Origin of the sequence: Amycolatopsis sp. cmx-4-61 (assembly GCF_046548775.1) — a bacterium.
Lineage (GTDB): Bacteria > Actinomycetota > Actinomycetes > Mycobacteriales > Pseudonocardiaceae > Amycolatopsis.
Genome location: NZ_JAEBEI010000013.1, coordinates 94,871 through 118,495 on the forward strand (window position 1 = coordinate 94,871; position 23,625 = coordinate 118,495).

Here is a 23,625-nt window from a genome sequence, read left to right on the forward strand (position 1 = left end):
GAACCTCCTGGTAGGGGATGCGGGTTCAGCGGGTCCGGGAGCGCGCGAGCAGGCGCTGGATGACCACGACGACGAGCAGGAAGGCCCCGCTCACGACGGTCTGGTAGTTGGAGTCGAGGGTGCCGATCTGGTTGATGACGTTCTGGATCAGCGTGCGCAGCAGCACGCCGACGAGCGTGCCGATGATCGTGCCGGCGCCGCCGGTGAGCAGCGTGCCGCCGATGACGACGACGGAGATCGCGTCGAGCTCGGTGCCGACGCCGATCACCGTGACGCCGGACTGCAGGTACGCGGCGGTGAGGATGCCCGCGAACCCGGCGAGCGCGCCGCTGAGCGTGTAGAGGCTGATCTTGGTGCGGGCCACCGGCAGTCCCATCAGCAACGCCGACTGCTCGGCGCCGCCGATGGCGAACACGGACTGGCCGAACCGCGTGCGGCGCAGCAGCAACCCGCCGAGCGCGAAGAGCACGAGCGTCAGGTAGACCGGGACGCCGATGCCGAAGATCGTGCCCTGGCCCAGCCAGAGGAACGCCGAGCCGGCGTCCACCTTGTACGTCGTCGCGCCTTCGGACGTCAGGGCCAGCAGGAGTCCGCGGGCGAACAGCAGCGACGCCAGCGTCACGATGAACGGCGCCATCCCGGTGCGGGCGATGAGCAGGCCGTTGACGAACCCGATCAGGGAACACACGGCCAGCGGCAACAGGATCGCGACGACCAGGCCGTACTGCGCGCCGTACGCGGCGAGGACGCCGCCGAGCGCGTAGTTCGAGCCGACCGACAGGTCGATGCCGCCGGAGATGATCACGAACGTCATGCCGAGCGCGATCACCGCGAGGAACGAGCCCTGCAGCACGAGGCTGCGCAGGTTGTCCGCGGTGCCGAAGTGCGGGAACGCGAACCACGACGCGGCGAGGCCGAGCACGAGCACGACGGCCGCGCCCTGCCGCTGCAGGACACCGGCGAGCGCGGCGTTGCGCGCCGTGATGGGAGTGGCGGACTGGGTTGTCACCGGCTGCTCCGCTCGCGCGCGACGTAGACCGCGACGACGATGATGGCCGCCTGGACCATCTGCGCGGTCGAGTCCGGCAGGTTGTGCTTGATCAGGGTCGCCTGGACGAGCTGCATGAGCAGGGCGCCGAACACGGTGCCGAGCACGCGGACCCGGCCACCGGTCAGCGGCGTGCCGCCGACGACGACCGCGGTGATCGCGGACAGCTCCATGAGCAGGCCGACGTCGCTCGGGTCGCTGGCGGCCAGTCGCGAAGTCGCCAGCACACCGGCGATCGCGGCCAGCGCCCCGGAGATGACGTAGACGCTGATGAGCACGCGTTTCACCGGCAGGCCGGCCAGGGTGCTCGCGGCGCGGTTGCCGCCGACCGCCACCAGGTGCCGCCCGAACGTCGTGCGCTGGACGACCAGCCCGGTCAGCACCGCCAGCACGCCCGCGACGATCACCATGATCGGGACGCCGAGCAGGTCCCCGGTGCCCAGCGCCAGGAAGTCCTGGTTGCGCAGCTGGACGAGCTGGCCGTGGGCGATGACCAACGCGAGCCCGCGGCCACCGACGAGCAGCGCCAGGGTCGCGATGATCGGCTGGATCCCCAGGTACGCCACCAGGTAGCCGCTGAACAAGCCGGAGACCACGCCCGCGATGACGGCGACGATGATCGCCGTCAGCGGGCCGGCGCCGAGGTAGAGCGGGATGAGCGCCGCGGCGATCGACATCACCGAGCCGACCGACAGGTCGATGCCCTCGGTGCCGATCACCAGCGCCATGCCGAGCGCGACGATGCAGACCGGCGCCGCCTGCACCAGCTGGGTGCGGAAGTTGGCCGCGGACAGGAAGTTCTCGGTGAACAGGACGTTGAACAGCAGCAGCACGACGACGGCCAGGTAGACGCCGTAGTTCTGCAGCCACGCCGTGACCTTCGCGCGGTCCGGCGTTCTCGTCAGGGTGGCGCTAGACATCGTTGTCACCCTCGGTGGTCTCGGCGGCGATGGCCGTCAGCACGTTCTCCTCGGTGATGCGGTCGCCGGTCAGCTCTCCGGCGACCGAGCCGTCGCGCAGGACGACCACGCGGTCGGAGCCGTCGATCAGTTCCTCCAGTTCGGACGAGATGAGCAGCACGCCGAGCCCTTCCTGCGCGAGTTCGTCGATCAGCGCCTGGACCTCGGCCTTGGCGCCGACGTCGATGCCGCGGGTGGGCTCGTCGAGCAGCAGGATCTTCGGGCCGGTGGCGAGCCAGCGGGCGAGCAGCACCTTCTGCTGGTTGCCGCCCGAGAGCTCGGACACCTTCTGCTCGGGACTGGCCGCCTTGATCCGCAGGCGCTCCATGAAGATCTTGACGATCCGGTCCTGCCTGGCCCGGCTGACCAGGCCGAACGGCGACAGCGTCGGCAGCGCGGCCAGCACGATGTTCTCGCGGACCGACAGGTTCGGGATGATCCCGTCGGTCTTGCGGTCCTCGGCCAGCAGCGCGATCCCGGCCCGCATGGCCGCCTTGATCCGGCCCCGCTTCAGGGGTTTCCCGGCCAGCAGCACGCTGCCGCCGTCCAGGGGGAACGCGCCGACGATGGCCCGCGCGGTCTCGCTGCGGCCCGAGCCGAGCAGCCCGGCCAGGCCGACGACCTCGCCGGGCCGGATGCTCACCGAGACGTCGTGCAGCTTCCGCATGCCGGACAGGCCTTCGGCCTTGAGCAGCGGTTCCCGCTCGACCTCGTGCTCCTCGCCGAACGCCGTGACGCCTTCTTCGCGGATCTGCCTGATCTCCCGGCCGAGCATCTTCGACACGAGCTCGATGCGCGGCAGCGGCTTCAGCGGTCCGCTGTGGACGACCCGGCCGTCGCGCAGGACGGTGACGCTGTCACACACCCGGTACAGCTCGTCCATCCGGTGGCTGACGTAGACGATCGCGATGCCCGCGGCGTGCAGCCGGTTCAGCACCTCGAACAGCGTCTCGACCTCGCGCGGCTCGAGCGACGACGTCGGTTCGTCCATGATGACGACCTTGGCGTCGGTCGACACCGCGCGGGCGAGGGCGACCATCTGCTGCGCGCCGACGCCGAGGGTGTGCAGCGGGCGCTTGACGTCGTCGTCGATGCCGTAGCCCTTGAGCAGCTCACGGGCGTCGGCGTACATCTTCGGCCAGTCGACGAGCCCGGCCTTGGTGCGCGGCTCGCGGCCGAGGAAGACGTTGCCGGCGATGCTCATCAGCGGGACGAGGTTGACCTCCTGGTAGATGGTGGAGATCCCGGCGCGCTGCGCGTCGATCGGCCGCTTGAACGTCACCGGCTCGCCGGACTGGCGCACCTCGCCCTCGTCGGGCTGGTAGACGCCGGTGAGCACCTTGATCAGCGTGGACTTGCCGGCGCCGTTCTCGCCGACCAGGGCGTGCACCTCGCCCGGGGCCAGTGCGAAGCTGACGTCGTCGAGCGCGAGGGTGCCGGGGAACCGCTTGGTCACCCCGGTCACCTCGAGCACCGGTGCGGTCGTCATGGCGACGTCCTCTTCGGTCGCTGCCGTCATCAGTACGCGTTCCCGACCTTCTGGGCCGCGTTGGTCTCGTCGTACTGGTCGTCGGTGATCACGATGCTCGCCGGGATCGGCTCGCCGTTCTCGAACTTCTGCAGCGTCTGGAAGGCCAGCGGGCCGAAGCGCGGGTTCGACTCGATCACGGCGTTGTAGCTGCCGTCGGCGATGAGCTGCACGGCGTTGCGGGTGCCGTCGATGGACACGACCTTGACGTCCTTGCCCGGCGTCTTGCCCGCCGTCTTCAGCGCGTTGACCGCGCCGACGCCCATTTCGTCGTTCTCGGCGTAGACGGCGGTGATGTCCGGGTGGCTCTGGATGAGCTGTTCCATCACGGCCTGGCCCTTGGACCGGTCGAACTCGCCGGTCTGCTCGGCGACCACGGACAGGCCGGGGGTCTTCGCGAGCTCGTCCTTGAAGCCCTTGGTGCGGTCGGTGGTGACGTTGTTGCCCGACGAGCCGAGCAGGATCGCCACCTTGCCGGTGCCGCCGGTGACCCGGGCGGTCTCCTGCGCGGCGCGCTTGCCCTGCTCGACGAAGTTCGAGCCGATGAAGGTCAGGTAGTCGGTGCACGGCTGCGACGTCACCTTGCGGTCGATGGTGACGACCGGGACCTTCTTGGCCTTCGCCGCGTCGAGGGCGGGCTGCAGGCCGTCGGAGTTGAGCGGCGCGACGACGAGCAGCTGGGCGCCGCGGTCGAGCATCGACTTGATGTCGCTGATCTGTCGGTTCAGGTCGCTCTGGGCGTTGGTCACGAGCAGCTTGTCGCTCGCGATGCCGAGCTTGGCGGCTTCGTCGCGAATGGACTGCGTCTCGGCGATCCGGAAGGGGTTGGCCTCCTTTTCGGACTGGGAGAAACCCACCACCGCGGTCTTCAGGTCGACCTTGGGGTAACCGGTCTTGCCGAGCGTGCAGCCGTCGGCGGACGGCGCGGCGGACTGGGCGCTGGCGGCCGGCCCGCCGCCGCTCGACGGGGCCGCGGGGGATTCTTCCCTGCTGGTGCAGGCGGTGAGGGTCAGCGCGGCAGCGGCCGCGGTGACCAGGACCAGTCGGGGGCGGGAGGACAAGAGCACGGTGACTCCTCGGGCAGCGTCGTCGGTGACCCGCTCGCCGGGGTGATCGGGGTCACCACGGGAGCCTTGGGGTACTTTTTACATCGTTGGAACAACGTTGTAAACCGGCCGCGGCTCGCTACACTTCGTGCTCACTCTCTGAAGGGACCGCCCGTGACCGTGACGCTCAAGGACGTCGCCACGCTCGCCGGAGTGTCGGTGAAGACGGTGTCGAACGTCGTGAACGGCTACGCCTTCGTCAAGCCGGAGAACCGCCGGCGCGTCGAGGAAGCCCTCGCGGCGACCGGCTACCGGCCGAACGTCGGGGCCCGCAACCTCCGCCGCGGCCGCACCGGGTTCCTGGCGCTGATGGTGCCGGAGCTGTCCATCCCGTACTTCGGCGAGCTGGCCGGCCTGGTGATCACGGCGGCGCAGCAGCGCGGCTGGAGCGTCCTGATCGAACAGACGCAGGGCACGCGGTCCCGGGAGCGGGACACGCTTTCGTCGCTCGGGCCGCACCTGGTCGACGGGGCCCTGGTGCACCCGGAAGCCCTGGAGGCGGCGGACTTCCCGGCCGACCCGGGCGGGATCCCGCTGGTCATGCTGGGCGAGCACGCGGTGGACGTGCCGATCGACCACGTGGCGATCGACAACGTCCTGGCGGCGCGCACGGCGGTGGCGCACCTGGCTTCGCTGGGGCGGAAGCGGATCGCGGCGATCGGGCGCAACCCGGCGCGCGGGACGTCGTCGCAGCGGCTCGCGGGCTACCGGTCGGCGCTGGCCGAGGCCGGTTTGTCCTATTCGGACGCTTTGGTGGCCCCGGCGGAGAAGTGGCACCGCTCGGTGGGCGCGGCGGCGATGAAGGCGTTGCTGGCGCTGCCTTCCCCGCCGGACGCGGTCTTCTGCTTCAACGACCTGCTGGCCATCGGCGCGCTGCGCGCGGTGGCCGAGCTGGGCCTGCGGGTGCCGGAGGACGTGGCGATCGTCGGGTTCGACAACAACGAAGAGAGCGCATTCTCGCTGCCCTCCCTGACCACGATCGCGCCGGACAAAACGGCGTTGGCCGAGGCGGCGGTCGACCTCGTGCACCGGCGGATCACCGGGGACACGACGGCACCGCCGCAGGACATCCAGACCCCGTTCGCACTGGAAGTCCGCGAAAGCACCTGCGGCCGCTGACCCTGGGGTCAGCGGCCGGGCCAGTGCCAGGACGGGCGGTCCAACAGGCCCTGGCCGGCGACCTTCGTCTCGCCGTACTCCTTCGCCAGCTCCACCGTGCGCACGTCGGCCACCTCCTCGAGCGCGCGGATCAGCGGGCGGGCGTGGGAGACCACCACCAGCTGGGTGTCCTCCGCGGCCGTCGCGATCAGCGTGGCCAGGGCCGGCAGGAGGTCCGGGTGGAGGCTCGTCTCCGGCTCGTTCAGCACCAGCAGTTCCGGCGGGCGCGGGGTCAGCAGGGCCGCCACCCACAGCAGGAAGCGCAGGGTGCCGTCCGAGAGCTCCGCCGCCGACAACGGGCGCAGCAAGCCGTGCTGGTGGAACGAAACCGAGAGCACGCCGTCCTGCGAAGTCGCTTCCACGGTCGAACCCGGGAAGGCCGCGTCGACCACCTCGGCGAGGTCCGCCGCGCGGCCGATCTCGATGATCGTCTGCAGGGCCGCCGCCAGGTCGGCGCCGTCGTGGGACAGCACGGGCGTGCGGGTGCCGATGCGGGCCTGTCGGGCCGGGGCGTCGGCGTCCGTGCGGAACTGGTCGTAGAACCGCCACGACCGGATGCGCTCGCGCAGCACCACCAGCTCCGGGCACGCGCGTGGGTCCGAGAACTCGCTCAGCATGCTGTCCGTCAGCCGGATCTTGAACCGCTCGTCACCCCAGGCGCCCGAGGCGACGCGCGTGCGGACCGACGGGCCGGCGCGGTCCGCCAGCAGGGTCGACGGCCGCAGGGCCGGCCCCGACCACACCGCTTCCCGCTTGAACTCCGGGTCGAGGTTGAACGCCGTCCGCTTGCCCGGCACCGGCAGTCCGAGGTCGAGCGCGTAGCCGAACTCGTCGCCCGCGAAGCCGAGCCGCAGCCCGACGGCCTTCGTGTGGACCTTGCCCTCGACCCGGGTGGTGCCCCGCCGCACGCCGTTCTCCGGGCCGGCCCACAGCGTCGACGGCAGCCCGCCCTCCCGCGCCAGCGCCGCCACGGCGCCGTTGCGGGACGCGTCCGCCAGCAGCCGCAGGGCCCGGTAGAGGCTCGACTTGCCGCTGCCGTTGGGCCCGGTGACGACGGTCAGGCCGGCCAGCGGCAGCACCAGGTCGCGCAGCGAGCGGTAGTTCGCGACGGCCAGCGTGGTGAGCATCCCCAGAACTTAACCGCGGCCGGGGCATCACCCGTGCCGGGGAGGGCATCACCCGTGATCCGCAAGGCATCACGCGTGATGACCCTCCAATCACGGGTGATGACCCTCCAATCACGGGTGATGACCCTCCGATCACGGGTCATGCCCGGCCTTGCTTGTCCGGCATCGTGGCTTCGTAGCCGTGGGTCGCTCAGCCGACCGGCTCGGCCAGCGGGATCTCCCCCTCGTCGAGCCACGAACCGCGCCACGCGAGATCGCTTCTGACCAGTGGTTTCCCGCAGGCGTCGCACTTCGCGTCCGGCCGGGTGACCTGCCCGCAGCGGGTGTGGACCAGCGTCGTCGGGCTCGGGGCGGCTTCCGACGCAGTGTGGCTGTGCCCCCACGTGCCGAGGGCGTGCAGCACCGGCAACGCGTCCGAGCCGGCCTGCGTCAGGCGGTACTCGTGGCGGGTCCGGCCGCCGTCACGGTAGGGGAGCTTGGTCAGCAGCCCGCGGTCGACGAGCTTGGCCAGCCGGGTCGTCAGCACGTTGTCGGCGATGCCGAGCTGGGCGCGGAAGTCCTCGAACCGGGTGGTGCCCGCGGTGGCGTTGCGCAGGATCAGCAACGTCCACGGCTCGCCGAGGACGTCGGCGGCGCGGGCGATCGGGCAGGCGGCGTCCGCCCACGTGATGCGTCGGCTCATCTGTGATCCCTTCCACCTGGCTTGCTCGAAGCAAGTTTACGCCGTACCGTCGTCGGCAGCTAGCTTGCAAAATGCAAGCCAGGTGCGAGAGGAGATTCGTCATGGACATCACGGGTGCGGTGGCGCTGGTCACCGGAGCGAACCGGGGCCTCGGGCGGCGCTTCGCCGCGGAGTTGCTGGAGCGGGGGGCGGCGAAGGTCTACGCGGCCGCGCGGAACCCGGAGTCGATCGACCTGCCGGGAGTCGTCCCGTTGCGGCTCGACGTGACCGATCCGGAGTCGATCCGGGCAGCCGCCCGGGTCGCCGGCGACGTCACGCTGCTGGTGAACAACGCCGGTTCGTCCACCGGCGCGTCCCTGCTCGGCGGGTCCGTCGAGGACATCCGCCTGGAAATGGACACGCACTACTTCGGCACGCTGGCCGTCACACGCGAGTTCGCGCCGGTCCTCGCGCGCAACGGCGGCGGCGCGGTGCTCAACGTGCTGTCGGTGCTTTCCTGGTTCACCGCCCCGAGGGTCGCGGCGTACTCCGCGGCGAAGGCGGCGGCCTGGTCGCTGACCAACGCGCTGCGCCTGGAACTGGCGTCGCAGAAGACGCAGGTGACGGCGCTGCACGTCGGGTACATGGACACCGACATGGCCAAGGACGTGGACGGCCCGAAGATCGACCCGGCGGTCGTCGCGCGGCTGGCTCTGGACGGTGTCGAGGAAGGACGGTTCGAGGTGCTCGCCGACGACGTCAGCCGGAACGTGCGGGCCGGGCTCTCCGGCGACGTGACCGCGTTGTACCCGGCGCTGGTTTCCTGAAGGCGTTTTCTCGACCCCGGAATACCGGGGGCGCACCCGCGGGCGTATGAATGGACGGGTGGCGGAACGCGTAAAAGCGGGAATGGGCCGAACGAGGAACCGCTGGGGTGAAGGCGAACGGTTGCGCGGTGAGATCCTGGCCGCGGCCGGCCGGTTGCTCGCCGAGCTCGGCGGCGAGGACGGCCTGACGATCCGCGGCGTCGCCCGCGCCGTCGGCATCGCCCCGGCGAGCATCTACCAGCATTTCTCCGACCGTGCGGAATTGGTCCGCGGTTTGCTCGACCACGAATACGCCCGGCTGGCCGATTCGATGCGCGCGGCGGAGGAGGCAATCGGGGAAACCGACCCCGTCGGCCGGGTACGGGCGCAGATTCACGCGTACTGCGCGTTCGCGATGCGGAATCCGGGGCATTACCGGCTGATGCTCGCGAACGGCGCGTCCGAACTGGAGCCCGGCAGCCGCCCGGAAGGCCCGCTCCTGGACGTCATCGACCGGCTGACGGCGGGGTTCGAGCGCTGTGTCGAGGCGGGTCACCGGCTGCGCGTGACGCCGGGCCGCGCGGCGGCGGTCGTGTTCGTCGGCGCGCACGGGCGGGTCGCGCTGTTCCACAGCGCGCTGAACCGGACCGGGGCCGAGCTGGTGGCGCCGTTCGTCGACGAGCTCGTGTCACTCGTGTTCGCCTGATCGGCCCTGTGGCGTGGTCGCCGGAATGCTTAGCATTGCTACGTAAATTCCGGCGACTCCGGGAGGTGTCCGGTGGACGGCGTGCCCGCGTTTCCGATGACCCGGCGGTGTCCCTTCGACCCGCCCGCCGAACTGCGCGAGCTGCCCCGGGTGTCCCGGGTGCGCCTGTGGAACGACAGCACGCCGTGGCTGGTGACCCGGTACGCCGACGTCCGCGCGCTGCTGCGGGATCCGCGCGTCAGCGCCGACTCCGACCACCCGGGCTACCCGCACCAGAGCGCGGCTTCGGCGGCCCGCCGGCACCGCGCGAAGTCGTTCATCACGATGGACGGCGCCGAGCACGCCGGCCGGCGCAAGCTGCTGACCGGCGACTTCCTGGTGAAGAAGATGGAGGCGCTGCGCCCGGCGATCCAGCGGATCGTCGACGACCTGGTCGACGGCCTGCTGGCCGGCCCCAAGCCGGTCGACCTGGTGCCGGCGTTCGCCTTGCCGGTGCCGTCGCTGGTGATCTGCGAACTGCTGGGCGTGCCGTACGAAGACCGCGACCTGTTCCAGGACATCACGAAGGTGATGGTGTCCCGGACCGCGACGCCGGAGGAGGCGGTGCGGGCCACCGAAGACCTGCTGGCGTACCTCGGCGGCCTGGTCGAGCGCAAGGTGTCCGCTCCGGGTGACGACGTGCTGAGCAAGCTGGCGCGCACGCAGTACGCCACCGGGAAGATGACCGCCGAAGAGGTGGCGTCGACCGGCCAGCTGCTCCTGGTGGCCGGCCACGAGACGACGGCGAACATGATCGCCCTCGGCACGGTGGCCCTGCTGGCGCACCCGGACCAGCTGGAGCTGGTGCGCTCGGGTGACGCGGACCTGCTGCGCCGCGCGGTCGAAGAGCTGTTGCGCTACCTCAACATCACGCACACGGGCCGCCGTCGCGTGGCGACCGCGGACATCGAGCTGGGCGGCGAGACCATCCGCGCGGGCGAAGGCATCATCGCGGCCGGCGACGCGGCCAACCGCGACGAGACGGTGTTCGAGGACCCGGACCGCCTCGACGTGACGCGCGAGGCCCGCCACCACGTGGCCTTCGGGTACGGCGTGCACCAGTGCCTCGGCCAGACGCTGGCGCGGGTCGAGCTCCAGGTGGTGTACGGAACGCTGTACCGCCGGATTCCGGGACTGCGGCTCGCGGTGCCGATGGCGGAGCTGGCGTTCAAGGACGACATGCTGGTGTACGGCGTGCACAGCCTGCCCGTCACCTGGTGATCACCCCGCCTGCCGGGCCGCGTCCAGGTGCTCCGCCAGCCACCCCGAGACGCGACGGGCCCGCTCCGCGTCCGTGTCCTGCCGCGGCACCATCTCCACCAGCATGATCAAGCCCAGGTACACCCGGTACAACGTGAGCCGGCGGCGGGCGGGGGCGTCGAAGCGGGCTCGCCCGTACCCCGCGAGCAGGGGCTCGTCCAAGTCGCGGAACAGCGTCAGCGAAACGAACTCCGCCACCGGGTCGCCCCAGAACGCCCGCTCGGCGTCGACGATGCCCGAGATGCGGTCGCCGTCCACCAGGATGTTGCCCCGCCACAGGTCGAAGTGGACCAGGACCGGCGTGGTGACCGGCTCCAGCAGCGGCTCGTGGCGACGCACGAGGTGCGCGATCTCCGCCGCCGGGCGCGGCAGGCGCACTCCGTACCGGACGGCGTCGGCCAGGATCGCGTCCACCATCGCCGTGAACGCGGAAAACCACGTCGGGTGCAGCGGGTCCTGGAGGTAGCCGAACCCGTCGCCGGTCGTCTCGTGCAGGGCCGCCACGATCCGGCCCAGCTCCGTGCGCAGGTGCGGGCCGGTGCCGGGCACCTCGGACCACGGCCTCCCCGGCACCTCCGTCATCAGCAGGAACCCCGGTCCCGTGCCCACCACCGACGGCAGCGGCCCGGACGCCAGGCGGTAGTACTCCGCCTCCGTCGCCAGCAGGTCGTGCTCGTACGTCAGGCCGGGCGCGGACGGCGCGATCTTGAGCACCAGCCGCCGTCCGTCCGCCAGGCGCAGCCGGATCGCCCGGTTGTACGTTCCGCCGCCCAGGTCCTCGGCCGCCACCACCGAAGCCGGGTCGATGCCCGATGCCCTCAGTTGCCCCTCCACCCGGCCGAGTCTCCCAGCTTTTCCGCCGCGTCGGCCAGGTCTTCCGGCGTCGGGGCGTCGTCCTGGGTCAGCCTGCGCCGCCAGTAACCGGTGAACTCGATGTCGCTCTTGGCCAGGCCGCGTTCCAGGAGGTGGCGGCGCACCGCGCGGACCGTCGACGCCTCCCCGGCCAGCCACGCCGCCGACCCCGCCGGCAGCGGTACCTCGCGCACCGCCGCCAGCAGCCGGGTGCCGTGCTCGGCGCCGTCCCGGTGCACCCACCGCACCCCCGGCAGCGGTTGTTCCTCGGCCGCGTCCGCGACCTCGACGAAGACCACGGCATTGTCCACTTCGGACAGTAGAGAGGCGATCGCGGGGATGGCCGTCTCGTCGCCCGCGCACAGCAGCGTGTCTGCTGTGGACAGTGGACGGCGGTAGGCCGGGTCCGGCCCGTACCGGCCGAGGACGTCCCCCGGGGCAGCCTGGAACGCCCACGCCGTGGCCGGTCCCGCCGGCCCCGGGTGCAGCACGAAGTCGACGTCGATGGTCTCCCGCGTCCGGCCGCGCACGGTGTAGCTGCGCATGACCGGGCGTTCCTCGGCCGGGATCGCCAGGTACGCCTGGTACCAGCGCATGACGTCGTCCTCGGGCGACGGCAGCCGGACCGGGTGGCCCGGTGGCGGGAACAGGAGCTTGAGCTGCTGGTCCGGCCACGGCGCCAGCTCCGCCAGCCCGTCGCCGGTGAAGGTCACGCGCACCACGCGCGGCGTCACCCGGCGGACCGCCGTCACTTCGAGCAGACCGGTCGGGTTCACGGCTTCCCCAGGTATTCGCGCAGGTGGCGGGCGGTGAGCGTGGTCGCGTCGGCCACCAGCGCCGCCGGCGTGCCTTCGAAGACGACCCGGCCGCCGTCGTGGCCGGCGCCGGGCCCGAGGTCGATCAGCCAGTCGGCGTGCGCCATCACGGCCTGGTGGTGCTCGATCACGACCACCGTGTTGCCCGCGTCGACGATCCGGTCGAGCAACGCCAGCAGCTGGTCAACGTCGGCGAGGTGCAGGCCGGTCGTCGGCTCGTCGAGGATGTAGGTCGAGCCCCGCTCGGCCATCCGGATCGCCAGCTTGAGCCGCTGCCGCTCGCCGCCGGACAGCGTCGTCAGCGGCTGCCCGAGCGTCAGGTAGCCCAGGCCTACGTCGGCGAGCCGGTCGAGGACCGTCCGCGCGTTGCCGCCGGCGAAGAACTCGCGTGCCTCGGCGACGGACATCGCCAGGACTTCGCTGATGTTCTTGCCGCGCAGCTCGTAGGTCAGCACCTTCGGCGTGAACCGCCGGCCCTCGCACTCCTCGCACACGGACGCGACCCCGGCCATCATCGCCAGGTCGGTGTAGATCACGCCGAGGCCCTTGCACTTCGGGCAGGCGCCTTCGGAGTTGGCGCTGAACAGGCTCGCCTTGACCCCGTTGGCCTTGGCGAACGCCGTGCGGATCGGATCGAGCAGGCCGGTGTAGGTCGCCGGGTTGGACCGGCGGGACCCGCGGATCGCCGACTGGTCGACCACGACGACGTCGTCGCGGTGGGCCAGGGAGCCGTGGATCAGCGACGACTTCCCGGACCCGGCGACGCCGGTGACGACGGTCAGGACACCGAGCGGGACGTCGACGCTGACGTCCCGCAGGTTGTGCAGTTTCGCGCCGGTGATGGAAACGTGCCCGGTCGGCGTGCGCACCTCGTCCCGCAGCGTGACCCGGTGGTCGAGGTGGCGCCCGGTGAGCGTGCCGGACGCGCGCAGGCCGTCGACGTCGCCGGTGTAGCAGAGCCGCCCGCCGTCGGTACCCGCTCCCGGACCGAGGTCGACGACGTGGTCGGCGATCCGGATCGTCTCCGGCTTGTGCTCGACGACCAGGATCGTGTTCCCCTTGTCCCGCAGGCACAACAGGAGGTTGTTCATCCGCTCGATGTCGTGCGGGTGCAGCCCGACGGTCGGCTCGTCGAAGACGTAGGTGACGTCGGTGAGGCTGGAGCCCAGGTGCCGCACCATCTTCACGCGCTGGGCCTCGCCGCCCGAGAGCGTCGCGGATTCGCGGTCGAGCGAGAGGTAGCCGAGGCCGATCTCGACGAGCGAGTCGAGCGTGTCGCGCAGGTTGCCCAGCAGCGGCCGGATCGACGGCGCGTCGAGGTTCCGCACGAACTCGGCGAGGTCGCTGATCTGCATGGCGGCGCAGTCGGCGATGTTGCGGCCGTCGATCTTCGCCGACAGCGCGGCCTGGTTCAGCCGCGCGCCACCGCACTCGCCGCAGGTGGCGAAGGTGGCGGCCTTCTCGACGAACGCGCGCAGGTGCGACTGCAGCGAATCGGTGTCCTTCTGCAGGTAGAGCCGCTTGACCTTCACGGCCAGGCCCTCGTAGGTGAGGTTCTGCTTGCCGACCTTCACCTTGCACGGGCCCTTGTGCAGCAGGTCGTCGAGCTGCTCGGGGGTGTAGTCGCGGATCTTCGCGTCCGGGTCGAAGAAGCCGGAGGACGCGTAGATCTGCACGTACCAGTTGTCCGGCGCCCAGCCGGGGACCAGAACGGCGCCTTCGTTCAGTGAGCGGTCGAAGTCGAGCAGGGCGCGGACGTCGAGGTCGGACACCCGGCCCAGGCCTTCGCAGGCCGGGCACATGCCTTCGGGCAGGTTGAAGCTGAACGCCCCGGACGTGCCGACGTACGGCTCGCCGAGCCGCGAAAAGGCGATCCGCAGCATCGCGTAGGCGTCGGTCGCGGTGCCGACCGTGGAACGCGAGTTGGCGCCCATCCGCTCCTGGTCGACGACGATGGCGGCGCTCAGGTTCTCCAGCAGGTCGACGTCCGGGCGCGAGAGGCTCGGCATGAACGACTGGAGGAAGGCGCTGTAGGTCTCGTTGATCAGCCGCTGCGACTCGGCCGCGATGGTGCCGAAGACCAGCGACGACTTGCCGGAGCCGGAGACGCCCGTGAACACCGTCAGCCGTCGCTTCGGGATGTCCAGGTCGACGCCGGTCAGGTTGTTCTCCCGGGCGCCCCGGACCTGGATCACGTCGTGGGTGTCGGCGGCCCGCCTGGGTGAGGTCATACCGTCCTTCTCGATACTTTAGGCTGTAAAGTGATGGTTCGGGTCACATTACTTTAGGGTGTAAGGAGTCGGCAAGGTGGTCGTCTTCGCGGGTCAGGGCGACGCCCGGCGGTCCATGGAGCTGCTGTGGGGGCCGCGCGTGGTGGCCCCGCGCACGGGCCCCGGGCCCAAACCGGGGCTGTCCGTCGAGGCGATCGTGGCGGCGGCGATCGACATCGCGGACGCCGAGGGCATGGTGGCGCTGTCCATGCGCGCGGTGGGGGAACGCCTCGGCCGCACCGCGATGGCGCTGTACACGTACGTGCCGGGCAAGACCGAGCTCGTCGACCTCATGTACGACCGGACGCTGGGCGAGCTGCCTTCGTCGTACCCGGACGCCGCGGGCTGGCGCTCGGCGGCGCTGTCGCTGGCCGAAGCGTTGTGGGACCTGCACCTGCGGCACCCGTGGCTGCTGCAGGTCTCGCCGGCGCGCCCGGTGCTCGGGCCGGGGGAGTTCCACGTCCAGGAGACGCTGCTGGCGGTCCTGGCGCCGACCGGGCTGCCGTTGCCGCGGGTGCGGTGGGTGGTGGCGGCGCTGTTCAACGTCGTCCGCGGCTCGGTTCAGGCGGCGGCGGAGTCCCGCCAGGCGGCGCGCGAGACGGGACTGTCCGAAGAGGACTGGTGGTACGCGCGCTCGGCCCTGCTGGAGGAACTGGTCCCGGACCTCGCGGCGCGGTTCCCGACGGTGGCCCGGCTGGGGGCCGAAGGCGCCTACGAACCGTCCGAGGAGCCCTACTTGGAGCGCGAAGCGCGGCTGTCGTTCGAGGCCGGCCTGGAGCTGCTGCTGGACGGCGTCGAAGCGGCGATCGTCAAGGCTTCCGAGCCTCGATGAGGAACCTCGCCGCGTGGGCGACGAAGGGGCCGTCGCGCTCGATCAGCTCGTGCAGCTCCCGCAGCTTGCCGTGGTACTGCTCGACGGTGAAGCCCGGGACCAGCCAGATCACCTTGCGCAGGAAGTAGACCACCGCGCCGACGTCGAAGAACTCGGTGCGCAGCACCTCCGAGCGCAGGTCGACGACCGCCAGGCCCGCGCGGGTCGCCGCGGCCACGGCGTGGTCCGGGTGGCGGCTGTTGCGGCCCTCTTCGGGTTGTGGGCCGAGGAAGAACTCGACCAGCTCGAACACGCTCGCCGGGCCGACCTGCTGGGAGAAGTAGCTCCCGCCCGGGCGCAGGACGCGGGCGATCTCAGGCCAGTCGGTCGTCACCGGGTGACGGCTGCTGACGAGGTCGAACCCGTTGTCCGCGAAGGGAAAGCCCGTGGTCGCCACGACGGTGACCCCGCGCGGCTGCAGCCGGGCCGCCGCGCGCGCGGTGTTCGGCGGCCAGGACTCGGTCGCCACCGTCAGCGGCGGCAGGGACGGGCAGCCGTCGAGGACCTCGCCGCCGCCGGTCTCGAGGTCGAGTGCCGCCCGCGCGGCGCGCAGGCGTTCGCCCAGCAGCCGCTGGTAGCCCCACGACGGGCGGGCTTCGGTGGCCCGGCCGTCGAGCCAGGAGAAGTCCCAGCCGTCGACGGACACCGCGTCGGCCTCGGCCACCAGCTCGTCGAACATGCCCCGATGGTCACAAAGCCGGCGGTGGGCCGCCACCGGATTTCCGCGCCGGCGGCGGCGGGACGGGCTTGGCGAGGGCCACGGCCGCGAACGCCACCACGACCGGGCCACGCCTCGTGTCCACCGTGCACGTCGTTTCGTCGCGGGCGACGAGATCGCCGAGCGCGTCGGTGAAGCCGCCCTCGATGCGGTAGCGCACCACGACTCGCGTGCCCAGTGGCAGTTCCCGCAGCAGCCTCACGAAACCACCTCCGAAACCGGGGCGCCGGCACTCGCCGGCGCGGGGTGGCCCCACATGACCCGGCCGCCGAGTTCCAGGCGGACGGTCGCGTGGCCGAGGAACCGAAGACTGAAGCCACGCACGCCCCGAGTATCACATCCGCGGGCCCCGAACGCCCGGCGGAGTGGCCAGGGCAACGCCGCCGTGTGACCGAAGGGTCGACTCACGTGATCAGAAGGTCGACACGTGTGATCAGAGGGTCGACACGTGTGATCAGAGGGTCGACACGCGTGATCAGAGGGTCGACACGGCGAGGGGCTGGGTCGGCCGGCGTGTCGACTCCGGGATCACGCGTGTTGACTCGGGAATCACGTGTGTCGACCGCTCGCGCACGGGATCGGTCAGTGGCCGGCGGGGAGCAGGGCCGAGATGCGGAGCGAGGACGTGCCGATGCCGGTCGGGCCGCCGAACACCGGTGCGGGCGTCGAGGTCGCCATCGGGTGGTAGCCCAGCTCCGGTTCGGTGTAGCGGCCCACGTTCTCGTGCCAGTGCAGGATGCCGGCCAGCCAGTCGCGGAACTCCTCGACGTACCCGAGCAGCGCCTGCTGCACGTCCGGCTCGACGGCGTGGTCGCGGAACAGGGCGGGCAGCTCGATCGCCGCCGCGTGCTCGAACTCCGCCAGGCGGGCGTGCACCAGGTCGGTGACCACCTCGAACGCGCGGCCTTCGGGGCAGTCGAGGAAGTTCTGCACCACCAGCACCGCGTTGTGCAGCTCGCCTTCGTACTGGATCTCCTTGCGGTAGGAGTACAGGTCGTTGATCAGGCAGGCGACGTCCGTCGCCGAGTGCTCGATCGTCTGCACCGGCCGCGTGCGGTACAGCTCGGGCGGCACCGAGGGCCCGTGCGACAACCGCGAGAGGCTCATCGTCAGGTCCGAGCCGAAGGTCCGGCGCCGCATCTCGACGTAGTCGATCGGGTCCGGGATGCGGTTCTGCGCCTGGTTCGCCAGCTCCCAGAGCCAGCTCGACGTCATCGTCTCGACCGCCTGACGCACCGACTGCCGGTTCTCCGGGCTCATGTCCGCCGTGGTCCGCGGCCAGAGGTCGGCCAGCCCCGCCTCCAGGGGGTTCGCCGGCGTGGGCGTCGGCAGGCCGTGGACCGGCATGAACGCCGACAGCCGCGCATTGGCCGCCTTCGCCGCGGTGAGGTCGCGGGTCGGGCCGAACACCGCCGGGTAGTAGTCGTCGGCGTAGGTGCCCCAGGTCAGCCAGTCGCTGGTGACGTCGAGCTCGTCGGCGGTGGCGTCCGGGTGGATGCCCGCCGCGCACAGCGGCAGGTCGGCGGCCCGCAGCTTCCGCTCGTCCCACACCACGCCGTCGAGGAAGCCCCGCTGCCGCGCCCAGTCGACGTTGCGCACCCGGCACGCGTCCAGGTGCGGGCTGAGCCGCAGGGCGAACGGCAGGTCCACCGACGGCCGGGGCACGTCCACCGGGCGGAACGGCGTCGAGCTGTGGGCCCGCAGCCGTTGCGGTGCGGTGGCGAGCACCGACGCGAAGATCCGGGCCGCGGAGGTGCCCAAGCCCCCAGCGCCCCCGAGATCCGGGCCGCCGCGGCCGGCCAGGGCGCCTTCGTTCATGTACCGGCTGGACCGCAGGTGCCATTCGTGCCCGCCGGACTGCCAGTCCTGCAGGCCCTTGACGTAGGCGAAGGTCGCCGCGCGCGCGGCCGGGTCGACGCAGTGGTCGTCCAGCAGCGCGGGCACTTCGGTGAGCGCCGTGTGCTCGAACTGGTGCAGCCGCGAGGTGATCAGGTCGTTGACCGCGTCGGCCGCCTGCTGGGTGCTCAGCCCGAGGAACTTCTCGAACACCAGCACGCCGTTGGACAGCTCGCCTTCGTCCTGGACTTCCCGCTGGTAGGAGAACAGGTCGTTGCGCAGGTGGACGCTGTCGGCGAAGCAGTCGCGCAGGACCTCCATCGGCCGGGACGCGGCGATCCCGGCCGGGACCTCGGCGTGCACCGAGTGCTCGACGAGGTTCGCCGACCACGGCGCGCCGCCGACCTTCCGCCGCATCTCGACGTACTCGATCGGGTTCGCCAGGCGGCCTTCGTTGATGTTGGCCAGCTCCCACAGCGACTCGTCGAGCAGCGCCTTCGTGCTGTCGGCGAACCGGCGCCGCCAGCCCGCCGACCGGTGCGGGACCGTCCGGTTCCACAGGTCGGCGAGCCCGCGCTCGACCGGGTTCTCCGGCGTCGCGGTGATCTCGCCTTCGGTCGGCATGAACAGTTCGAGCCGGTCGAGGTAGCCGCGCGCGCTGTCGATGTCGCCGGTGCGCTTGTACAGCTCGAGGAAGTGGTCGTCGAAGTAGAAGACCCAGACGTACCAGTCGGTGATCAGGTCCAGCTCTTCGGCGCCGGCGTCGGGGTGGGTGTACGCGCAGAGCAGCGCGTAGTCGTGGGAGTCGAGGTCCTGCTCGGTCCAGATCACCGTGCCGTGCTGCGGCACGTCGATCATGTCGAGCTCGCGCGCCCACGCCTTGCTGTGCTCGCGGGCCCGGTCCAGGTGCGGGTTCAGCCGCGCCGGGTGGGGCATGTAGAACTCGGGGAGGACGAACGGCTGCTCGGGCACACCGCGAGGCAACCAGCCGGCCGCGGTGTCCGCCAAGGGGAACAGCCGGGAAGCACACGAACGTGACGGGCACTTCCCCCGGCCGGCCCAGCGTGTCCGGGGTCCGATCGGCACGTGGTGGCGGGCCGTCGCACGATGGGGGAAGTCCCCGAGCGAGGAGAGCAGATGACCGACGAGAACCGGGTGGTCGACAACCCGGACGAAGACCGCTACGAGCTGTGGGCGGGGGAGAAGCTGGCCGGGATCGCGCAGTACGACCGGCGCGGCGACCTCACGGTGTTCACCCACACCGAGGTCGACGACGCGTTCTCCGGGCAGGGCCTGGGCAAGGTGCTGGCGGCGGGCGCGCTCGACGACGCCGTGGCCCACGGCCGGACGATCGTGCCGGTCTGCCCGTTCATCGCCGGGTACCTGCGGAAGAACCCGGGCTACGAGGACCACGTCCGCTGGCCGCGCGAGTAGGCCGGAAGCGCTACAAGCGTTGGGCCGTCCGGGTGATCTGAGTGGTATGTCCGGTTCCTTTGGTTATTAACCAACCTTCGTCGGTAGTGCGTTGGTTGCCTGGCAACGAAAGTGTCGGCACAGGCTTCGAACGCCCACCCTGGAGGAAGCTGATGACTCCCCGGAAGACCGCCCTCAAGACCCTGGCCGTCTTGTCGGCCGCCGCGCTGACCAGCGGTGTTTGTGCCTCGGCGGCCACCGCGTCCCCCTTGGCCTTCGCGGCACTGCAGGCCCGCGCGATCACCGGCGCCACCCAGGTGGCGGACGCCCTCGGCGCCGCGTCGGGCGGCGTCTACCTGGAAAACGGCAAGGCGGTCGTGAACGTCGTCGACGACGCCGCACTCCAGCGCGTGCAGGCCGCCGGGCTCACCGCGAAGAAGGTCAAGCACACCTTCGCCGCGCTCACGAGCGTCAAGGACCAGCTGGACGCGGTGAAGGACGTGCCGCAGACCGCGTGGGGCATCGACACGAAGACCAACCAGGTCGTGGTGAAGGTCTACGACGCGGCCAGCAAGGAGACCGCCGGCAAGGTCACCGCGGCTGCCGCGAAGTACGGCGACAGCGTCCGCGTCGAGCACCGCGCCGGCAAGCTGTCGCTGTACATCGCCGACGGCGACGCCATCCAGAACAGCCAGGGCCGCTGCTCGCTCGGCTTCAACGTGACGCGCGGCGGTGCGCCGTTCCTGCTCACCGCGGGCCACTGCACCAACCTCGGCGGCACCTGGGCCGGCGGTGACGTCTCGGGCGCCCAGGTCGTCGAAAGCGACTGCCCGGGCGCCGACTCCGGCCTGCTGACCCGCCCGAACGGCACCGGACCCGGCGAGATCAACACCGGCCAGCCGATCACGAGCGCGGCGGCCCCGACCGTCGGCGAGCAGATCGAGAAGCAGGGCTCGACCACCGGCGGCGGCAGCGGTGAGGTGACCTCGGTCGACGAGTCGGTCAACTTCGACGTCGGCGTGCTCAACCACGAGTTCGGCACCACCGCGCACACCGACCACGGCGACTCCGGCGGCCCGGCGTACGACGGCTCCACGGGCCTGGGCACGCTCTCCGGCGGCGACACCGTGACCAGCTACTTCTACCCGCTCACCCGCGAGCTGCAGGCCTACGGCCTCGAGCTCGCCTGAGCCGCGCGAAGGCCCGCTCACCGCCGTCGGGGCCGGTGAGCGGGCCTTCGCTTTCTCACGCCTCGAGGCGGCGGGCGCGGTAGACGGCGTCGGTGTGGTGGCCCTCGCCGCGCGTCTCGCACGTCTCGACCACCCACCGCCACGGGTCGCCGAGGTAGCCGGTGATCTCCTCGGGCTCGAAGTACAGCTCCTCCGGCGGCTTCTGGCCGTCGAACTCCCGCATCGCCTTCGGCGAGTGCCCGACGACCAGGAGCGAACCGCCGGGCCGGATCGCCCTCGCGGCCGCGGTGAACACCTGGCGGCGCAGGTCCGGCGGCAGGTGCATGTACTGCGCCGAGACCAGGTCGTACTGCGCTTCCGGCTGCCACTCGAGGATGTTGCGGTGCAGCCAGTTCACCGTCACGCCCGCCTCGGCGGCGGCTTCTTCCGCGCGGGTGAGCGCGGTGGTCGAGATGTCGACACCGTCGACCGTCCAGCCCTGCTTCGCGAGCCAGATCGCGTCGCCGCCCTCGCCGCTGCCGAGGTCGAGGGCGTGCCCGGGTTCCCGGCCTTCGACCTCGGTGCGCAGGTTCACGTTGACGTTCCCGCTCCAGATCCGGTGCTCGTCACGCTGGTACATCGCTTCCCAGAAGTCCTGCTTGAGCATGGCGTCGACGGTCATCGGGTGGTCGTGGGGCATGGTTCCTCCTCAAGGACGTCCCCCGAGCATGCGGCGGACGTCCCTGAGAAGGCAAACCACGTTGCCGGAATGGCAACTAAGCGGTGCCGTACACCTGCAGCTCGTACAGCGAGTAGCCGTACGACGTGCCGCGCGTGACCCCGTTCATCCGCACGTACCGCCCGGTGCCCGAGAGGCCGGTGAGGTCGTCCGTGCCGCCGTCGCCGGTCGTGGTGCGGTAGACCGTCGTCCAGGTCGAGCCGTCGGCGGACGTCTGGATGCTGTACGCCTTCCCGAACGCGGCTTCCCAGGTCAGCTTGACGTGGGTGATCGAAGCGGCGGCGCCCAGGTCGACCCGCAGCCATTCGGTGTCGCTGCCCTCCTTGGACGCCCAGCGCGTGCTCGTCAGGTTGCCGTCGAAGGCCGCGCCCGCCGGGTAGGACGACGACTCGGCCGACGACGCCGTCGCGGGTTTGCCCTGCGACAGCAGGGTTTCCTGGCCGCCGCTCGCGGTCACCGTGACCCCGAGCGACGTCGTCTTCGTGCCGCCGGTGAGCGTGACCGTCGCCGAGCCGGGCGCCGCCGTGACCGCGGCGGCGACCGTGACCGTCGAGGTCCCGCCGGCGGGCACCGACGCCGGCGAAAAGGCCACGGTGACGCCCGCGGGCGCGCCGCTCGCCGACAGCGTGCCGGCGTCGGCGGAGGTGACGGTCGCCGTCGCCGAAGCGCCCGGCGCGACCGACAACCACGACGGCGTCACGCTGAGGCCCGAGGTGCCCGCCGCGGTGAACGTCCAGCGGGCGGCGGTGCCGGAGCAGCTTCCTGCGGTGAGGGTGCTGCCCGACGCGCGGAAGCACTTGCTGCTGGTCTGGATGTCGGAGATGGTGCCGTCGGGGTTGATCGACCACTGCTGGGCCGGGCCGCCGGTGCAGGTCTGCAGCACGATCGAACTGCCGGAGAGGCCGGCGCACTTGCCGTCGATGACGAGGAAGGCGCCGTGGAAGGTGAACCGCTGCGCGGCGCTCCCGGTGCACACGGCCACTTTCAGCGTCGTGCCGCTGGCCGGGGCGTCGAGGCAGGTGCCGGTGAAGTTGTTCCTGTACTGGCCGACCGTGGTGTTCGGCCGGGCGCCGCCGTAGCACTCGCCCGTGCCGGTGTCGAAGATCGGCGTCGCGTCGTAGGGCTCGTTCGACGGCGGATCGACGACGACCGGTTCCATCACCGGCGTGTTGTCGGGGTTGTAGTGCGTGAGAGCGTCTTCGCAGTCGATCGCGTCGAAGGCGCTGCCGCCCTTGCCGCCGAGCCAGAGGTCGATGTGGCGCAGGCCGGGCCCGCCGTTGGGACCCTTGCTGTTCCAGTCGTCGGAACACTCGTCGCAGCCGTCCTCCATGATGAAGTACTTCTTCACCCGCGGGACCCAGACCTTGGTGCCGGGCTTGAGTTCGTCGCTGCTGGTGGCGAAGGTGACCGGGTCGGCGTAGGTGCCCTTGCCGCCGGCCGTGCCGTGGATCTGCGGGTAGGAGATGTCCCCGCCGGGCGGGGTGTTGTCCCACCAGCCGTAGAAGGTGAGGAAAGTCGGCTGGGTGGTGGCCGCGTTCGCCGTGGCCGCACCGGTGAGGGCGGCGGCGAGGGCGAGGAACAGGGTCACGACGAGCACGAGCGCGCGCCGGGTCATGCTGCCTCCGGGAGGACTGGGCGGACGATGACTGCGGCGTCGCTCCAGGTTCGCCGGACGGCGGCGGCCCGTCAAGACCTATTCGTAAAGTTTCCTAACAAACACGGGTTCCCGTCCCGCTCGGCGGGAAAACCCGGTGCGCCGGCGGGTCACTCGGTGAAGATGGCGGCATGAGCGAACAGCGGGAAATCGTGGTCACCGGGGGCGGCACCGGCATCGGGCTGGCGATCGCCGCCCGGTTCGCGGCGGCGGGCGAGCGGGTGACCGTCACCGGGCGGCGCCCGGACGTCCTCGAAGCGGCCGCGGCGAAGATCGGCGCGCGGGCGGTGGCGTTCGACGCGAGCGACCCGGCGGCCGTGCAGGCCGCGCTGGCGGACCTGCCGCCGCGGGTGGACGTCCTGGTCAACAACGCCGGCGGCAACACCGACCGGGTCCGCGAGGCACCCGCACCGGGTGACCTGAAGGGCCTCGCCGACGCGTGGCAGGCGAACTTCGAGGCCAACGTGCTTTCCGCCGTGCTCGTCACCGCGGCGCTGAAGCCGCGCTTCGCCGACAACGTGCGCGTTGTGACTCTCGGCTCCATCGCGGCGAAGCAGGGTTCCGGCTCGTACGGCGCGGCGAAGGCGGCGATCGAGGCGTGGAACACCGACCTCGCGCGGCAGCTGGGGGCCGGCGGGACGGCGAACGTCGTCGCGCCCGGCGTAGTCCTCGACACGGAGTTCTTCCACGGCACGGTGACCGAAGAGTGGCTCGAGGCCCGGGTTTCGGTGGCCGTCAACCGGCGGGCCGGCCGTCCGGACGAGATCGCCGGCACCGTCGCGTTCCTGGCGGCTCCGGAAGCCGCGCACCTGACGGGCCAGGTCGTCCACGTGAACGGCGGGGCCTACGGCGCCCGCTAGGCCATCCGGGTCGCAAGTGGCGCGGCCGCC

General features: G+C 71.3%; 23 protein-coding genes. 8 read left to right on the forward strand and 15 right to left on the reverse strand.

Going from position 1 to position 23,625, the window contains the following annotated elements; all coding sequences use genetic code 11:
- Positions 1 to 25: 25 nt before the first annotated feature.
- Genes ACLJOU_RS30705 through ACLJOU_RS30720 form a run of 4 tightly spaced genes read right to left on the reverse strand, consistent with a single transcriptional unit; the run spans position 26 to position 4,602 of the window.
- Positions 26 to 1,009: an ABC transporter permease gene (locus ACLJOU_RS30705; protein ID WP_410572173.1), complete on the reverse strand. Its 984-nt coding sequence runs from the start codon at positions 1,007 to 1,009 to the stop codon at positions 26 to 28.
- Complete coding sequence (locus ACLJOU_RS30710; protein WP_410572175.1) at positions 1,006 to 1,968, reverse strand: ABC transporter permease; 963 nt, start codon at positions 1,966 to 1,968, stop codon at positions 1,006 to 1,008. The genes ACLJOU_RS30705 and ACLJOU_RS30710 overlap by 4 nt, the downstream gene beginning before the upstream one ends.
- Complete coding sequence (locus ACLJOU_RS30715; protein WP_410572177.1) at positions 1,961 to 3,526, reverse strand: sugar ABC transporter ATP-binding protein; 1,566 nt, start codon at positions 3,524 to 3,526, stop codon at positions 1,961 to 1,963. Before ACLJOU_RS30715 ends, ACLJOU_RS30710 begins: the two co-directional genes overlap by 8 nt.
- Positions 3,526 to 4,602 carry an ABC transporter substrate-binding protein gene (locus ACLJOU_RS30720; RefSeq protein WP_410572179.1) on the reverse strand — a complete coding sequence of 359 codons (1,077 nt, stop codon included), beginning with the start codon at positions 4,600 to 4,602 and terminating at the stop codon, positions 3,526 to 3,528. Before ACLJOU_RS30720 ends, ACLJOU_RS30715 begins: the two co-directional genes overlap by 1 nt.
- A 153-nt stretch (positions 4,603 to 4,755) precedes the next feature.
- On the opposite strand from ACLJOU_RS30720, the gene ACLJOU_RS30725 reads away from it, so the two are divergent.
- Complete coding sequence (locus ACLJOU_RS30725) at positions 4,756 to 5,760, forward strand: LacI family DNA-binding transcriptional regulator (RefSeq protein WP_410572181.1); 1,005 nt, start codon at positions 4,756 to 4,758, stop codon at positions 5,758 to 5,760.
- A gap of 8 nt (positions 5,761 to 5,768) precedes the next feature.
- On the opposite strand, the gene ACLJOU_RS30730 is transcribed toward ACLJOU_RS30725, so the two are convergent.
- Positions 5,769 to 6,926, reverse strand: coding sequence for an AAA family ATPase (locus ACLJOU_RS30730; protein WP_410572183.1), 1,158 nt, complete (start codon positions 6,924 to 6,926; stop codon positions 5,769 to 5,771).
- A 190-nt stretch (positions 6,927 to 7,116) separates the two neighbouring features.
- Complete coding sequence (locus tag ACLJOU_RS30735) at positions 7,117 to 7,608, reverse strand: winged helix-turn-helix transcriptional regulator (protein WP_410572185.1); 492 nt, start codon at positions 7,606 to 7,608, stop codon at positions 7,117 to 7,119.
- A 101-nt stretch (positions 7,609 to 7,709) separates the two neighbouring features.
- On the opposite strand from ACLJOU_RS30735, the gene ACLJOU_RS30740 reads away from it, so the two are divergent.
- The 3 genes from ACLJOU_RS30740 to ACLJOU_RS30750 all read left to right on the forward strand — a co-directional run bounded on the left by ACLJOU_RS30740 (position 7,710) and on the right by ACLJOU_RS30750 (position 10,359).
- Positions 7,710 to 8,414 carry an SDR family oxidoreductase gene (locus ACLJOU_RS30740; protein WP_410572186.1) on the forward strand — a complete coding sequence of 235 codons (705 nt, stop codon included), beginning with the start codon at positions 7,710 to 7,712 and terminating at the stop codon, positions 8,412 to 8,414.
- Between the two features lie 121 nt (positions 8,415 to 8,535).
- Positions 8,536 to 9,099: a TetR/AcrR family transcriptional regulator gene (locus tag ACLJOU_RS30745; RefSeq protein WP_410572188.1), complete on the forward strand. Its 564-nt coding sequence runs from the start codon at positions 8,536 to 8,538 to the stop codon at positions 9,097 to 9,099.
- A 96-nt stretch (positions 9,100 to 9,195) separates the two neighbouring features.
- Positions 9,196 to 10,359: a cytochrome P450 gene (locus ACLJOU_RS30750; RefSeq protein WP_410572494.1), complete on the forward strand. Its 1,164-nt coding sequence runs from the start codon at positions 9,196 to 9,198 to the stop codon at positions 10,357 to 10,359.
- Here the strand turns inward: ACLJOU_RS30750 and ACLJOU_RS30755 are convergent, their stop codons facing one another.
- Genes ACLJOU_RS30755 through ACLJOU_RS30765 form a run of 3 tightly spaced genes read right to left on the reverse strand, consistent with a single transcriptional unit; the run spans position 10,360 to position 14,296 of the window.
- Positions 10,360 to 11,232: a phosphotransferase gene (locus ACLJOU_RS30755; RefSeq protein WP_410572190.1), complete on the reverse strand. Its 873-nt coding sequence runs from the start codon at positions 11,230 to 11,232 to the stop codon at positions 10,360 to 10,362.
- Positions 11,217 to 12,026: a siderophore-interacting protein gene (locus tag ACLJOU_RS30760; protein WP_410572191.1), complete on the reverse strand. Its 810-nt coding sequence runs from the start codon at positions 12,024 to 12,026 to the stop codon at positions 11,217 to 11,219. The genes ACLJOU_RS30755 and ACLJOU_RS30760 overlap by 16 nt, the downstream gene beginning before the upstream one ends.
- Positions 12,023 to 14,296 carry an ATP-binding cassette domain-containing protein gene (locus ACLJOU_RS30765; RefSeq protein WP_410572192.1) on the reverse strand — a complete coding sequence of 758 codons (2,274 nt, stop codon included), beginning with the start codon at positions 14,294 to 14,296 and terminating at the stop codon, positions 12,023 to 12,025. Before ACLJOU_RS30765 ends, ACLJOU_RS30760 begins: the two co-directional genes overlap by 4 nt.
- A 76-nt stretch (positions 14,297 to 14,372) precedes the next feature.
- Here ACLJOU_RS30765 and ACLJOU_RS30770 point away from each other — a divergent pair, with 76 nt between their 5' ends.
- Complete coding sequence (locus ACLJOU_RS30770) at positions 14,373 to 15,167, forward strand: TetR/AcrR family transcriptional regulator (RefSeq protein ID WP_410572194.1); 795 nt, start codon at positions 14,373 to 14,375, stop codon at positions 15,165 to 15,167.
- On the opposite strand, the gene ACLJOU_RS30775 is transcribed toward ACLJOU_RS30770, so the two are convergent.
- The 4 genes from ACLJOU_RS30775 to ACLJOU_RS30790 form a co-directional block, all read right to left on the reverse strand.
- Positions 15,145 to 15,885: a methyltransferase domain-containing protein gene (locus ACLJOU_RS30775; protein ID WP_410572196.1), complete on the reverse strand. Its 741-nt coding sequence runs from the start codon at positions 15,883 to 15,885 to the stop codon at positions 15,145 to 15,147. The genes ACLJOU_RS30770 and ACLJOU_RS30775 overlap by 23 nt on opposite strands.
- Before the next feature lie 10 nt (positions 15,886 to 15,895).
- Positions 15,896 to 16,126, reverse strand: coding sequence for a ferrous iron transport protein A (locus ACLJOU_RS30780; RefSeq protein ID WP_410572198.1), 231 nt, complete (start codon positions 16,124 to 16,126; stop codon positions 15,896 to 15,898).
- Entirely contained in the window at positions 16,123 to 16,248 is a 126-nt protein-coding gene (locus tag ACLJOU_RS30785; protein WP_410572200.1) for a hypothetical protein, read from the reverse strand. The genes ACLJOU_RS30780 and ACLJOU_RS30785 overlap by 4 nt, the downstream gene beginning before the upstream one ends.
- Before the next feature lie 258 nt (positions 16,249 to 16,506).
- Complete coding sequence (locus tag ACLJOU_RS30790; protein ID WP_410572496.1) at positions 16,507 to 18,696, reverse strand: terpene synthase family protein; 2,190 nt, start codon at positions 18,694 to 18,696, stop codon at positions 16,507 to 16,509.
- 201 nt (positions 18,697 to 18,897) lie between these two features.
- Between ACLJOU_RS30790 and ACLJOU_RS30795 the strand changes: the two genes are divergently transcribed.
- Positions 18,898 to 19,194 carry a GNAT family N-acetyltransferase gene (locus ACLJOU_RS30795; RefSeq protein ID WP_410572202.1) on the forward strand — a complete coding sequence of 99 codons (297 nt, stop codon included), beginning with the start codon at positions 18,898 to 18,900 and terminating at the stop codon, positions 19,192 to 19,194.
- Between the two features lie 152 nt (positions 19,195 to 19,346).
- A complete protein-coding gene (locus ACLJOU_RS30800) occupies positions 19,347 to 20,363 on the forward strand; it encodes a S1 family peptidase (RefSeq protein WP_410572203.1) in 1,017 nt (338 codons plus the stop codon).
- Positions 20,364 to 20,418: 55 nt separating this feature from the next.
- Here ACLJOU_RS30800 and ACLJOU_RS30805 read toward each other — a convergent pair whose 3' ends face one another.
- Positions 20,419 to 21,042, reverse strand: coding sequence for a class I SAM-dependent methyltransferase (locus ACLJOU_RS30805; RefSeq protein WP_410572205.1), 624 nt, complete (start codon positions 21,040 to 21,042; stop codon positions 20,419 to 20,421).
- Positions 21,043 to 21,118: 76 nt separating this feature from the next.
- The gene (locus tag ACLJOU_RS30810; protein ID WP_410572207.1) at positions 21,119 to 22,696 is read right to left on the reverse strand and encodes a discoidin domain-containing protein; all 1,578 of its coding nucleotides are present in this window, start codon (positions 22,694 to 22,696) and stop codon (positions 21,119 to 21,121) included.
- 170 nt (positions 22,697 to 22,866) lie between these two features.
- Between ACLJOU_RS30810 and ACLJOU_RS30815 the strand changes: the two genes are divergently transcribed.
- A complete protein-coding gene (locus ACLJOU_RS30815) occupies positions 22,867 to 23,595 on the forward strand; it encodes an SDR family oxidoreductase (protein ID WP_410572208.1) in 729 nt (242 codons plus the stop codon).
- The last annotated feature ends 30 nt before the right edge of the window (positions 23,596 to 23,625 follow it).